This is a genomic window from Akkermansia muciniphila ATCC BAA-835 (assembly GCF_000020225.1).
Taxonomy (GTDB): Bacteria; Verrucomicrobiota; Verrucomicrobiia; order Verrucomicrobiales; family Akkermansiaceae; genus Akkermansia; species Akkermansia muciniphila.
This window is the reverse complement of record NC_010655.1, coordinates 1,348,116-1,360,683: the sequence shown is the minus strand read 5'-3', so window position 1 is coordinate 1,360,683 and position 12,568 is coordinate 1,348,116. Positions and strand designations below refer to the sequence as shown.

Sequence of the window (12,568 nt, the reverse complement as noted above, 5' to 3'; positions counted from 1 at the left end):
ATATTCACCAACCCTGTGCGGACTTATCCAGCTAGCGAAAAACACCCCACTTTCACATCATCATTATTATTTGAAATTCATATATTTACCAAAAGAAAGCGGCTAGCTGGACGAATAAGCTCATCCAGCTAGCCGCTCATGGGGAGGGTCTATAACCGCCTGCCCTCCTACCTGTGCCTTTCCGGCTTCCTTTCAAGCGAAAGCATCAGTTCCAAAGGACGGATATAAGATTTACAGGGCACTACCTGGAACCGGCGGTACATGCCCTGCCTTGACTTCTCCCTTTTCTTGGCAAACGGGTCTCTTTCCGCTAGCTGGGGCAGCCTTTCCACAAGAACTTTTCTCAAATCCGACCTGGCTTCCGCCTCATTCCCTATCCCGGCCCTTTTCAGAAGCTCCTTGTCCAAACAGGCTTTATCCGGATTCATTACGTACAAAAACAGCATCTTATAAGCCGGCTTCGTGGAATCCTGACCCGCCGCCGCCCGTTGCCTGCTGAAAAAACGTTTTTCCTCCCGATAGGAAAACCTCATGAATTCCTTCACTTCTCCACCGCCCCGTGAACAGGAAAAGACTATTTCCCGCTCATCGGTCACGGAAATCCACAGATCCTCCCACATGGTGCCGGTTGGAAGGCTTTCCCCCGTGCGCGCATGCACAGGCATGCCCTGCCTGAGCCACTCCCAGGAATAGCCGTATGCCCAGGCAAATCCATCTTTCGTCGTCACCATGACGTCGGGAATGGAAACAACGATGCCTTTGTACTTCTCAACAATTGCAGCCTCCATGGCGGCAGTCCGCCAACGCTTCCCCATCACCAAGAGAAGAAAGGGCTTTTCCGGCTGTGCCTGCCGGATGACGCGCAGGCATCTGGAAACCAGCCGCTCATCAAAAGCAAAAGCAAAATAGGCGGTTACAGGAAAATCAAAAAGCCTGATCAGGCACTCCGGAATCAGCTCCGTTCCGCTGATTTCCCTCTCCGTCTTTCCGCAGGAACGGGCAATATTCAAAGCAATTTTCCCGAACACCAGGGCATGCACGAAAAGCTCGCTCCTCTCAACAGGCTCCCGGCAGCAGGGTTCCTTCAATACATAAAAACGCCTGCGGTCTTCTTCCCCGGGGTTCCCTCCGTACTCGTAAAAAGGCTCTTCTTCCGGAGGCAGAGCCACCACTTTCAAAGGATTGCCGATATCGTCGGGGTTGTAATAGTCACCGGATATTCCGGCAAGTTTACAGCCGCATACCCAGTGCCCCGGATAAAAATCCCCGCCCACCCTGGCCTTCCATATCCAATCGGGAGACTCCAGGCTCTCACTTTCAATAATGATATTGAGGATATTGCCGTAATTAAGCTCCATGAATCCTATTGTACAACTGGTCAAAACCAGCCTGTTCAAAATACATATCAATGAGCCTGTATTGCTCGCTTTCCAATTCCAGGCCATTGGAATCGGGAGTCAAAGAAACGGTTTTCGGGTCTCCTTCTTCAAACTCAAAATAAAAAAACGCCTTGTCCACATGGAACCCGCTGGGGACGACAATCAGGGGGCCGTCTTCATCGCCAAGCTCGGAAAGGCTTTTGTAAGTGCCTGTAAATCCCCTCATCAACACCTCTTTCTCCGTCCTCTTCCTTGCATGGAGAGGCCTGGACATGACAAGCTTATAAACAGCAACCCTTCGCAGACCCGGAATATTATTGAACACCTCAATATCGGCGATGGGCTTCTTATTAAACACGCTCAGGGTGTAGCGGTTCCTTAATTCCCAAATATCCGAGCCGAACAGCATGCGGCCAGCAATGACGGCATAGGCCCGCATCATCCATTGGATTCTGGCGCTGACCTGTAAATTGATGTACAGGCATTTCGAACTCCCCCTGTAGATGACAATGTCCGTATTCCCGGGAGTACGTATGCTGCTGACTATCTCTTTGGCCGACGTGTCAACCTCATCAACGGTTTCCTGATAATGCCCCCGTTTGATGGTAAACCAGTAATCAGAGGAAATCCGGTCACAGCTGATAACGCATACGTCAGTCATCCCCTTCTGCGACAAAATTCGGGACAGATATTGACGGCAGCCTTCTTTTTCCTTCTCCCTTTCTTTCTCCGTAATCATGGGGAAAGGAAGCGCATCTTTCATGGGGGGAAGAATACGATACGATTTCCTCTTTTTAATGGAATGCAATTCCTCAATCTGCCTGAGCAAGCTGATATTGCCGTCCAGAAAATGCAGAACGGCGAGTTCAATTCCATTGGAAAAATCTCTGTTGACGGAAACGCCCAACGATTCGGCGTATTCCCGCAAATCCGCAGTAGCTTCACCGGAACTGCACGTTTGCAAAAGGTGGAAAATACGGTAAATCCTGTCCGTCTCCTTTTTAAGGCCGTACATCCGGTAACAAATGCCGGAAATAATAGTTTGCCCGAGAGCCCTGCGGTATGCCTCCAGCTGTTGGCGGTCGGAAAAAGGTTCAGGAGGAATTACAGTAGGAAAACCGGTTACCTCTTTTCTGAGGTACGCTTCCAATTCCCTGAGATATTCATATCGGAGAAATGGTAGAAATCTGCGGATAATAAACGATGTTAAACGGTTATTCATAATGGCGTTGGTTGGCGCATTATGGTATCTTCATGAATAAAAGACAAGTATCGTTTCCTGTGACGGATTTTGCCGATTAGGGCAAGCAATAAAAGTATCCGCGGAATCTTTGCAAATCGCGGCAGCAACCTCAGAGCAACTTGTGCGGAGAACCGATAGCACCCTTTCCTCATTGGCGGAGAGGATTCGGAAAAACCTTTTCCCCATCCTTTGGCATTCCCGGAAAGGCGGGTTTCCCCCTTCTCCCACAGAGGGACTTTTCAATACCAACCGACCATCACATGTTCAAATACATTCTCAATCGACTGACGGAACGTTCCACATGGCTGGGCCTCCTTGCCCTGGCCACAGCCTGCGGAGCCACTATCGAACAAGCTCTTGCCGACCAGATTATCGCCGCAGGCATGGCGGCGGCAGGCCTCATCGGCATTGTCACCAAAGACCGGAAAAAGGAACAGGAAAACCACGACAATGGCTGACAGCATTTCCGACCTGCAGAAAGATACCTTCTACTGGCAAAGGCTCTTGCGCCTGGCCGGGTACTATCACGGAGCCATTGACGGCATTCCCGGCAACGGCACGCGGAACGGAACGGAACGCTGGAGCACGGACGCCGACCGGTACAAAATGGAGACCGGATGCTTTGACGAACGCACCGAACGGAACATCTCCACCCTTCTTCCGGAAGCGCAAAAAGCCGCCCGGCAGTGGTTCAAACTGGCCCGGAATGAAGCCGCCAACCAGGGATATGAAGCAAAAATTATCTGCGGAACGCGCACGTATGCCGAACAGAATGACCTCTACAGGCAACGCCCTAAAGTAACGAATGCCCGCGGCGGCCAGAGCTGGCACAACTTCGGCCTGGCCTGGGATTTTGGAATTTTCCAGGACCGCAACTACCTGCCCAATCACCCTCTTTACACCACTCTTGGCAAACTTTACGCAAAAATTGACGGCCTGGAGTGGGGAGGAACATGGAAATCCTTTACAGATCCGCCGCATTTGCAGCTCCATCAATTCGGAAGCATTTCCGAAGCGCGCAGAAGTTTCGAAACATGACCTTTCCAGCCCCATGACCCAGACTGCCGTTACTACAAGTGTCGTTTTAGCCAACACCCTTGCGGTTGTTTGCATGGCGACTTCAGAACTCAATCCCCTGCTTGAATACGTTCAAAACGGCGCCTCCGTGGCAGCCGTGATGGGCATCTTCCTCTGGAGGGAAATGAAACGCGCCGAACGCTACGAGAAACTTTACGACCAGGAGCGCAGACAACGCATTACCGCTGAAAGGAAATGTTCCTCCTGTATGTTCATGAAGCTGGCGCATGAACAATTCGCAGGCATCCACTCCCAAAAAGGCAACGCCCCCTCCCCTGAAAACCACAGGCGTTCCTTAACAACGGAGCAATAATCCTTATCCAGCCCCTTCACCAATCTTCCGGCGTTGCGTCAAAGCCAATGCACGAATACATCATAAAACCAGTAAGGCCCTGCAAGCAGTTAACTTGCAGGGCCTTGTTTGGTGCGCCCGAAAGGACTCGAACCTTCACGGGGGAACCCCCACTAGAACCTGAATCTAGCGCGTCTACCAATTCCGCCACGAGCGCACATGGTTTGGTAAGAACGGGGCTTATTATGCACGGCGGCGGCGGATTGGCAACTATTTTCCTTCACATGAAAAAAATTTTTCCCAAAGGCGCCTTCCTGCCTCCAGCCGGGGCCGCCTGGAAACGATATAAGGGCTTCTCAAATCTTTCCGTATGCAGTAGTCTCCCCCCAGCATCAGAGGCATCACCATTGCAGGCTTGTGAATGAGACGAATGAAAAACCGCTATTGAACCGTTTTGAGGTCATGGAAATGGGGTTCGGCCTGTGCACACTGGCCGCATTGATGTGGCTGCTGTGGTGGAACGGCTTCGGGGAAATTCATGAAGACCAGCTTTCCCTGCGCTATTTCCGCGAAATTCTCTCCTTCCTGGTGCTGGGCCAGCTCACGGGCGTCATCGGCATTTTGCGGGAAAAATGGCTTGCCAGGGCCATCCGCAACCCCCGGTGGGTAGAACTGGGGCTGGGGCTGGTGATTCTGGTCATGCTGGCAGGCGACTTTTTCCATTCCACCTTTATCTCCAAAATAGAGCTTCAGAACATTTTCCGCGCGCTCTGCCTCTGCTACGGAGCCGCCCCTCTGCTGAACCTCAAGGAATATTTTTTCCGCATCGCCCGCCGGAACAGGGGCTTCCACCTCCCGCGCATTCGTCCCGCCCTTCTTTTCCTGCTTACCCTGATTGCCTTCATTGCGCTGGGAGGAACTCTTCTCATGTCGCCGGGAGCTACCAAGGACGGCATCGTCCTTTCCGCCACGGACGCCTATTTCATCAGCACCAGCGCCGTCTGCGTCACGGGGCTGGTCCCCCTGAATGTTCATGAACACTTCACCAATTACGGACAGACCATTTTGCTGGTGCTTTTCCAAGTGGGAGCTTTCGGCATCATGACGTTCACTTATTTCGTCTCCCTGATGGTTGGCCAGGGGTTGAGCCTGCGTTCCAAGGTAACCATCAGCAACCTGCTGGATGAAGAAGGCATTGCCCAGGTAGACCGGTTCATCAAGAATATTATTGCCGTCACGTTCGGAGTGGAAGCGCTGGGCGCCATAGGCCTCTATTTTTCCTGGAGACATGTTCCGGGGCTGGAGGGAGACACGCTCTGGTGGTACGCCGTCTTCCATTCCGTTTCCGGTTTCTGCAATGCGGGATTCAGCCTGTTTGCGGATAACCTGGCCACACCGGGCGTAGCCTACAATATGGGCGGCCAGATTACCATCATGGTCATGGTGCTTTGCGGCAGCCTGGGATTCGCCATGTATCTGGAAATCGTCCGCCGGGCCAGAGTCGCACTGGGCTGGGATGCCCGGAACACCGTCAGCCGCCACTGGTCCACATACAGCTGGCTGGTCGTACGCATGACCGCCGCTCTGGTGCTTGGCGGCGGGCTGATCCTGTTCCTGATTAAAATAATTGACGGCAGCCTGTTTACGTCTGCCGATCCGTGGTACTGGATTTTGTGGGAGAGCCTGTTCAATGCAACGGCCCGCACAGCAGGATTCAACATTTCGAACATGGCGCTCAACAGCGCTCCATACGCCCTGTTTCTGGGAGCTCTCATGTTCATCGGAGGCAATCCCGGTTCCACCACGGGAGGGGTCCATACCACCGCATTTGCCGTTTCCTGCGGGGAGGTGGCGCGCATTTTACAGGGCAAGAAAGACGTGGTCATGCACAAGCGCCGGATTGCCCGCAATGTGGTGGAACGGGCCGTCATCACCGTCATCCTGGCCGGAGCCTGGGTAGGCATGATGACTACGGTCATGTGTTTTGCAGAACCGCGGTTGAGTCTGGAACGCCTGTTTTTCGAGGTAGTCAGCTCTTTCGCCACGGTAGGCTTTTCATGGAACGTCACTCCGGAACTCAGTGATGCCGGCAAATGGATCATCGTGTTCAACATGATTGTGGGCCGTGTGGGCATGGTGGCTTTCGTGCTGGCCTTCATGAAACAACCAACCAAATCCCCCCTGCGGTATCCGGAAACCAGACTGCCGCTCAGCTGACCCGGGGCATTACCCCCATTTTCATGACATGTGCGGAAGCAAACGCATTTCTTTCTTGCAAGAAAACATTTTAATTCAAAAATATTTGGCCTTTAGCGCCTGCCCTTGGCGGACCATGCCCGCAGGCTGCCCCCGCTATGAATAATCCTTCTTTTACTTCCTATCAAAAGATATGGCTCATGTCATACCCCCTCATGATCAGCCTGATCATTGAGCATATGATCGGCCTGACGGATGCCGTCTTCCTGGGGCGCGTGGGGGACGTGGCGCTGGGAGCATGCGCTCTGGGCGGCGTGTATTACATGGCCATGTTCATGCTGGCATTCGGCTTCGGCTTTGGCGCACAAATCATCATTGCGCGCCGCAACGGGGAACGCCGTTACAACAGGATTGCCCCCACCATGGTTCAGGGCTGTTATTTCATGCTGGTCCTGGCGGTAGCCCTTTTCGCCGCATCCCAATATTTTTCCCCCATCATCCTGCGGGACATCATTGAATCTCCACAGGTGTACGGGGCCACGGCGGATTACCTGCACTGGCGCACCTACGGTATTTTTTTCTCTTTCCTCTGCGTCATGTTCCGAGCCTATTACGTGGGGATTACCCAGACGAAAATTCTGACGGTCAATTCCATTGTCATGCTCCTGAGCAATGTCGCGTTAAATTACTGCCTCATTTTCGGGAAAGGCGGCTTTCCCGCCGCAGGCATAGCAGGGGCGGCCATTGCCTCCAGCGTATCGGAAGCAGTCTCCCTTCTCTTTTTCATCATCTACACAAGCATGACGGCGGATAAACGGAAGTACGGCTTCCGCCGGGCATTCACACTCCGCCCCCATCTGCTGAAGGGAATGCTGTCCATTTCCGGATGGACCATGGTGCAATCTTTTATTTCCGTCTCCATCTGGTTTATTTTTTTCCTGGCGATTGAACATTTGGGGGAACGCCCGCTGGCCGTTACCAACATCGTCCGCAATATTTCCGCCCTGCTGATCATGGTGATCAGCGCTTTTGCCACCACGGCAGGAGCTCTCATCAGCAACCAGATTGGAGCGGGAGAACAGCGCTGCCTGTTCAAAACCTGCGGCATGACTCTCAAACTGACATACGCCATCCTGATCCCCCTGCTCATCATACTGTGCCTGTTTCCGGAGTCCGTCCTCCGTGCCTTCACGGATAGTCCGTCCCTGATTGCCGCCAGCGTCAATTCCGTGTATGTGATGGCTTCTTCCACACTGATCATGGCTCCGTCATTCATCCTGTTCAATGCCGTATCCGGCACAGGCAATACCAAGGCGGGATTCATCATGGAAATGATTTCCCTGGCCGTTTACACGGCCGTCATTTATTACGGCATCATCAGGCTCAAGCCGGATGTGGCTCTCTGCTGGTTTTCCGAACACGTTTACGGCGTTACCCTGATCTTCCTGGCATGGTGGTACCTCAAGAGCGGGAAATGGAGAGGCAAAAAGGTTTAGGAGGAACAAGAACGGGGAACGGCACGAAATAAAGTCCGCTTTCATCCAGGCGTCTCCAACGCTCTCCCATTCTCAAAAAATGCCCTGGTTGGAGAAAAGGCTGCTTTTTGCCCCCAGGTGGCAAAGGGCGGCGCATGCTGCTTCCCAATGCACCGGATAAAACACGGCCATTCAAACTGCGGAAAATAAGCCCGGAAGATACAAAAACGCCCTGCGGCATCCGCCGCAGGGCAAAAACATCAACACAGACAGGAATTATTCTTCGCCGGAATCCTCTTCGGAATCCCGTTCCTCTTCCGGAGAAGAAGTTTTCTCCTGCTGCTGGAGAGCTGCTTTTTGGGCATGCTTGCGGCGCGCTTCCTCCATCATGAAGAATTCCGCACAGCGGAAAGCGCGGCGGGCCGCCTCACGCGCCGTCTGGTCGTCCATCAGGGCAAGGCCTTCTTCAGACACCTCCGCCAGGAACATTTTCCAGGCACGGGAAGCCACCTTCTTACAATCCAACTGCTTGAGAGAAGCGGCATCCTGCATGGGCTGGCGGTCTTCGGAACCGCCGCCTTTCTTATTGCGGCGGCGGCGCTTGCGCTTGTTAAAGGGCCCTTCGGAGGCGCCGCCCACCGTTTCCGGCTGGGCAAAGACATCTCCGCCATGCTGTTCATGGCGCTCCTGCTGTTCCGCATTGCGATTGGGGCGGAACGATTCCCGCTTGACCTTGACCGGAGCGGCAGCCTGGGGCTTCTGGGGAGCTTCGGGCATCATCTCCTTTTCCACGGGAGCGGAAGGAGCCGGGGCCTCGGAAGGGGCAACAACCGTTTCAGAGACAGGGGCCTTTTCATCAGCCGCCTTTTTGGCTGTTTTCGCGGTTTTTGTCTTCACCGCGGTTTTCGGGGCGGACTTGACCGTTTTGATTTTGGTTTTGGGTGCTTCTACGGAAGCGGCGTCAGCAGCAGCTTTTTTTTCAGCTGCGGCGGCCTTTTTGGTAGTAGAGGCCGTCTTTTTGGCCGTCGTCTTGCGAGCAGCCGTTTTTTTAGCTGCGGACGCTTCCGGAGCACCTGTTTCTAATGGTTTTTTTGCCATAAAATTTCAAGTGAAAGAAAGGATTATGAATCAATTCCGGAGATTGTCGAGATTTATCACGGAGCCTCATCCGGAAGAGCCGGGAGATCTTTCAACAGCGCCTTGTACTTTCCCGAATCAAAAGAGCGGCCCCCCACCACCATCGCATTAATAGTAATGGCCAGAGCCTGCGCCATCAGTTCCAGAGCTTCCTGTTCTCCCAGTTTTTCCCGCCCCGTCAGGCGTTCCAGACAGTTTTTGACATAAGCGGTGTCCGGCGACTCCAGCTGCTCCCGAACGGCAGGCACCAGCGTTTCAATCATTTCCTCCGGTATTTCCATGATAGTCCTTTTGTTGCTTTTATTTTACTATGGAACCAAATGAACGCGCATTTTTTCCGGGCAGACATTCTCTCCCGAATGGCATGCGGACGCGGCATTTCCCATTCCAGCCAGGGCTTTTATTGGAAATAACCGCCACCCGGCAAGTTCCTGCTTCCAGTCCATTTCAAGCGGAATATTTTCCGTTTCCCTCACATGGCTCCCATGCGGCTGCGAATGACGGATTGCAGTTCCGTTTCAAATTCCCTCAGGTCGTCTGCCGTAGGTTCTCCAAGCGTAGCGTCCCAGTTGATACGGCCGGTACGGTCAATATCCCATGCGCCCTGGGCGCCGCTCTTGAATAAAACCTTGCCGGCCATCAGGGCGTGGGGAGGCGTTATTTCATCCACAGTTACCTGGGTTTTTCCCAGCAGGGAGGCAGGGGGAGGCATTGTTCCGGGAAGCTCTCCGGGCTGCTCGGCTTCGGGTTCCGGCTCCGGCTGGCTGATGCGGATATCCAGATCCTGAAGAAGGAATCTTGTATCCATGAACGTCAGCTTGATGTTCAAGTCCTCATGCAGCCTTTTCTGGATGGCGTTTAAATCCAGTCCTTCTTCCGCCCAGGTTCGGATGGACTGGATCTGTTCCGGAGATAATTGATCAGGGTTTATCATGATATGTATTTGAGTTAGAATGATTTTTTCTATTCGCGGCCAGCCATGCATTCCAGCAGGGAATGAACGCAGGCGAGAAATCCTGCGGACGGCGTTCCACCCACGCCTGGATTTGCTCCGGCGTAAACCACTGCACGCTGTCCACCTCCGCCGCCGGAAAACGAACTTTCCCGGAATACCGCCCTTCATAGAGGGAGATGAATTCCCAGCCGTTATTTTCTCCGGCGTCAAAATCCGCGATTTTCTGCAGCCCGCAGCCGGACACCCCCAGTTCTTCCTTCAGCTCCCGCACCGCAGCTTCCTCATAACTTTCCCCGGCATCCAGATGCCCGGCTGCGGAGGAATCCCATTTGCCCGGCTGCCTGTCTTTCCACAGGGACCTTTTCTGGAGAAGCACAGCTCCATGCTTATTGACCAGGAACATATGTACGGCGCGATGACGAAGGCTGCCTTCATGTATTTCCCGGCGCGTGCCCTGCCCCGTCACCTGATTGAGTTCGTCCACGATGTCAAACAATTCATCTCCGCTCTGCGCCACATCCTTGAGAGGATTGGTATCATAAACGCGCGCCAATTCCACCCACTGGGACAAATTCAATTCCTCAGCCCTGGCGGAAGGGGAAAGCCCCAGGGAAGCAGCCACGCCCTCCCACGGAGGAGAAGCGGGGAGCTGTTTTTTCAATTGTTTGCGCCGCTGGGAAAAAGCCTTGCGCATCAGTTCATCCATCAGGCGGTCGTCATATGGAGGCAACTCGCGGGCAGGACGGGGAGTGAGCAGCATCACGGTGGAATCAATACGCGGACGGGGATGAAACGCTTCCGGCGGAATGGTTTTGAGGGCACGGGGAATCCAGTTTTTCTGGATGCGCAGGGACAACAGCCCGAAGGCATCATCATCCGGCGTCGCCAGAATGCGGTCGATAAACTCCTTCTGAAGCATCACCACGGCACGTTCCACAGCACTGGGCCTGGACAGGAAATTCTGGAGGATGGCTCCCCCCGCGGAATAGGGAAGATTGCCAAGGAATTTGACAGGGGCCTCCGCAAACAGCCCCCGCGGATCCCAGGAAGCGCCGTCTGCATGGTGAACCTCCACATGGGGATCACCGGCCCAGCGCTCTTTCTGGTACTCCGCCAGACGGGAATCAAATTCCACCAGAACCAGTTTGCGGCAAAGGGGTGCGGCATGTTCCGTCAGGGAGCCGGTTCCAGGCCCTACCTCCACCACGCAATCCTGCGGCCGGATTTCGAGCTGCTCCACAATCCAGCGGGCCACATTTTCATCCGTCAGGAAATTCTGCCCCAGGGACTTGCTGGGGCGCACTTCATGGTCTTCCAGAACATTCCTGATCTCGGACGGTTTCATAATGAAGTGATGTTCGCAAAAATGCCTGTCAGGAGCCAGTAAAAAGCGGGGCAGTTTCCGGCATGAAAACGGAGAAGCTCCAACCGCCGCAGGCAAAGAACGGAGAGACGGCGGCAAGATATATCGCAAATTGACAAAAAGGGGAAAACATGTCACTTTTACAGGCGTCTGGAACAGGGATTCAGCCTGCAGTGAACCGGAAGGTTCCGCAGACTCCAAAATGTCCGGACGCCTTTGCCGGAGAAAAAGTTAAACCGGCTCAACAGCAAATTTGATAAAATCATGAAAGTACTTGTAACCGGCGGAGCCGGATATATTGGTTCCCACACGGTACGCCAGCTCGTCAAAACCGGCGCAGACGTGACCGTGCTGGACAACATGGTGTACGGCCACGCGGGAGCCCTCGTGGACCCGGAAGTGAAACTGGTCAAAGGGGATTTGGGAGATGCCTCCGTGGTATATCCTCTCCTGATGAAGGGCAACTTTGACGCCGTGATTCACTTTGCCGCCTTCATCAATGTGGGGGAATCCGTCCAGAACCCCCTCAAGTACTACATGAACAACATCGCCAGGCCCCTCGTCCTTCTGGGCGCCATGCAAGCCGCCGGCGTCAAGCGCTTTGTTTTCTCCTCCACCTGCGCCACGTATGGCGTTCCCACCCAGATCCCTATCCCGGAAACGGAAAAGCAGGATCCTATCAATCCTTACGGGAGTTCCAAGTACATGCTGGAAAAAGTTTGCAGGGACTGCGACCGCGCCTGGGGTCTCAAAAGCGTTTTTCTGCGCTATTTTAATGCCTCAGGCTGCAGCGAGGACGGCTTGATTGGTGAAGACCACGAACCAGAAACCCACCTTATCCCCAACATCCTGCTCACGCTGACTGGGGAAAAGGAATACATCGAAGTCTTCGGAACGGATTACGACACGCCGGACGGCACCTGCATCCGCGACTACATCCACGTCAACGACCTGGCGGACGCCCACTTAAAAGCGGTGGACTACCTGATGAAAGGCGGGGCCACAGAATGCTTCAACCTCGGAACCGGCCTGGGACTTTCCGTCCGGGAAATCCTGGAAACGGCTGAAAAAGTCACCGGCAAAAAAATTCCCGTCCGCTACGGCCCGCGCCGTGAAGGCGACCCGCCCCGCCTGATTGCCAACCCGAAGAAAGCCAAGGAAATCCTCGGCTGGGAAGCCAGGTGCAAGGATGCCGGGGCCATTGTGGAAACCGCATGGAAGTGGATGACCGGCCCGCGCCGCGGCCACTATTAATGCCTCTACCCGCAAAAGGCCACCCTCTTTTCCGCCCTGCCATGCCCTCCATGGCAGGGCTTGTTTTTTCAAATTTCTTCGTACACTCCTCTCCCGGAACCGCCCTCTCTTCCTCTGCCGGCCACAGCTAAAAAACACTCAAAGGCAAACTGTTCCCGGCGTGTTGTTTCTCCTTCCCGGCTTCAAAAAGCCTTTTT

12 protein-coding genes and 1 tRNA gene are annotated in these 12,568 nt (G+C 54.0%); 6 read left to right on the top strand and 7 right to left on the bottom strand.

Going from position 1 to position 12,568, the window contains the following annotated elements:
* Positions 1-167: 167 nt before the first annotated feature.
* Complete coding sequence (locus AMUC_RS06080; RefSeq protein ID WP_012420178.1) at positions 168-1,358, bottom strand: hypothetical protein; 1,191 nt, start codon at positions 1,356-1,358, stop codon at positions 168-170.
* Positions 1,348-2,394: a hypothetical protein gene (locus tag AMUC_RS06075; protein ID WP_128191284.1), complete on the bottom strand. Its 1,047-nt coding sequence runs from the start codon at positions 2,392-2,394 to the stop codon at positions 1,348-1,350. Before AMUC_RS06075 ends, AMUC_RS06080 begins: the two co-directional genes overlap by 11 nt.
* A gap of 488 nt (positions 2,395-2,882) precedes the next feature.
* Between AMUC_RS06075 and AMUC_RS06070 the strand changes: the two genes are divergently transcribed.
* From AMUC_RS06070 to AMUC_RS06060, 3 genes are read left to right on the top strand one after another with little or no spacing between them, the layout of a single operon-like run.
* On the top strand, positions 2,883-3,080 hold the full coding sequence (locus tag AMUC_RS06070; RefSeq protein ID WP_012420176.1) for a hypothetical protein: 198 nt from the start codon (positions 2,883-2,885) through the stop codon (positions 3,078-3,080).
* A complete protein-coding gene (locus tag AMUC_RS06065; RefSeq protein WP_012420175.1) occupies positions 3,073-3,660 on the top strand; it encodes a M15 family metallopeptidase in 588 nt (195 codons plus the stop codon). Before AMUC_RS06070 ends, AMUC_RS06065 begins: the two co-directional genes overlap by 8 nt.
* Before the next feature lie 13 nt (positions 3,661-3,673).
* Entirely contained in the window at positions 3,674-4,012 is a 339-nt protein-coding gene (locus tag AMUC_RS06060; RefSeq protein WP_012420174.1) for a hypothetical protein, read from the top strand.
* Positions 4,013-4,121: 109 nt separating this feature from the next.
* Here AMUC_RS06060 and AMUC_RS06055 read toward each other — a convergent pair.
* Positions 4,122-4,208: transfer RNA gene (locus AMUC_RS06055), tRNA-Leu, on the bottom strand.
* Between the two features lie 200 nt (positions 4,209-4,408).
* Between AMUC_RS06055 and AMUC_RS06050 the strand changes: the two genes are divergently transcribed.
* Positions 4,409-6,208, top strand: a complete 1,800-nt coding sequence (locus tag AMUC_RS06050; protein ID WP_143245857.1) for a TrkH family potassium uptake protein — start codon at positions 4,409-4,411, stop codon at positions 6,206-6,208.
* Between the two features lie 137 nt (positions 6,209-6,345).
* Positions 6,346-7,683, top strand: coding sequence for an MATE family efflux transporter (locus tag AMUC_RS06045; RefSeq protein WP_012420172.1), 1,338 nt, complete (start codon positions 6,346-6,348; stop codon positions 7,681-7,683).
* A gap of 255 nt (positions 7,684-7,938) precedes the next feature.
* Here AMUC_RS06045 and AMUC_RS12810 read toward each other — a convergent pair whose 3' ends face one another.
* The 4 genes from AMUC_RS12810 to rsmA form a co-directional block, all read right to left on the bottom strand.
* Complete coding sequence (locus AMUC_RS12810; protein ID WP_012420170.1) at positions 7,939-8,760, bottom strand: hypothetical protein; 822 nt, start codon at positions 8,758-8,760, stop codon at positions 7,939-7,941.
* 56 nt (positions 8,761-8,816) lie between these two features.
* Positions 8,817-9,080, bottom strand: coding sequence for a hypothetical protein (locus AMUC_RS06035; RefSeq protein WP_012420169.1), 264 nt, complete (start codon positions 9,078-9,080; stop codon positions 8,817-8,819).
* Between the two features lie 191 nt (positions 9,081-9,271).
* Positions 9,272-9,733, bottom strand: a complete 462-nt coding sequence (locus AMUC_RS06030; protein WP_012420168.1) for a hypothetical protein — start codon at positions 9,731-9,733, stop codon at positions 9,272-9,274.
* On the bottom strand, positions 9,720-11,099 hold the full coding sequence (rsmA, locus tag AMUC_RS06025; protein WP_012420167.1) for a 16S rRNA (adenine(1518)-N(6)/adenine(1519)-N(6))-dimethyltransferase RsmA: 1,380 nt from the start codon (positions 11,097-11,099) through the stop codon (positions 9,720-9,722). The genes AMUC_RS06030 and rsmA overlap by 14 nt, the downstream gene beginning before the upstream one ends.
* A 282-nt stretch (positions 11,100-11,381) precedes the next feature.
* On the opposite strand from rsmA, the gene galE reads away from it, so the two are divergent.
* Positions 11,382-12,371 carry a UDP-glucose 4-epimerase GalE gene (gene galE / locus AMUC_RS06020; protein WP_012420166.1) on the top strand — a complete coding sequence of 330 codons (990 nt, stop codon included), beginning with the start codon at positions 11,382-11,384 and terminating at the stop codon, positions 12,369-12,371.
* Positions 12,372-12,568: the final 197 nt, after the last annotated feature.

Bases quoted from the DNA above. Each gene is read 5' to 3' on its own strand.
- rsmA (WP_012420167.1), bottom strand. From the start codon at position 11,099: ATGAAACCGTCCGAGATCAGGAATGTTCTGGAAGACCATGAAGTGCGC.
- AMUC_RS06075 (WP_128191284.1), bottom strand. From the start codon at position 2,394: ATGTACGGCCTTAAAAAGGAGACGGACAGGATTTACCGTATTTTCCAC.
- AMUC_RS06080 (WP_012420178.1), bottom strand. From the start codon at position 1,358: ATGGAGCTTAATTACGGCAATATCCTCAATATCATTATTGAAAGTGAG.
- galE (WP_012420166.1), top strand. From the start codon at position 11,382: ATGAAAGTACTTGTAACCGGCGGAGCCGGATATATTGGTTCCCACACG.
- AMUC_RS06035 (WP_012420169.1), bottom strand. From the start codon at position 9,080: ATGGAAATACCGGAGGAAATGATTGAAACGCTGGTGCCTGCCGTTCGG.
- AMUC_RS06070 (WP_012420176.1), top strand. From the start codon at position 2,883: ATGTTCAAATACATTCTCAATCGACTGACGGAACGTTCCACATGGCTG.
- AMUC_RS06060 (WP_012420174.1), top strand. From the start codon at position 3,674: ATGACCCAGACTGCCGTTACTACAAGTGTCGTTTTAGCCAACACCCTT.
- AMUC_RS06045 (WP_012420172.1), top strand. From the start codon at position 6,346: ATGAATAATCCTTCTTTTACTTCCTATCAAAAGATATGGCTCATGTCA.
- AMUC_RS12810 (WP_012420170.1), bottom strand. From the start codon at position 8,760: ATGGCAAAAAAACCATTAGAAACAGGTGCTCCGGAAGCGTCCGCAGCT.
- AMUC_RS06065 (WP_012420175.1), top strand. From the start codon at position 3,073: ATGGCTGACAGCATTTCCGACCTGCAGAAAGATACCTTCTACTGGCAA.
- AMUC_RS06030 (WP_012420168.1), bottom strand. From the start codon at position 9,733: ATGATAAACCCTGATCAATTATCTCCGGAACAGATCCAGTCCATCCGA.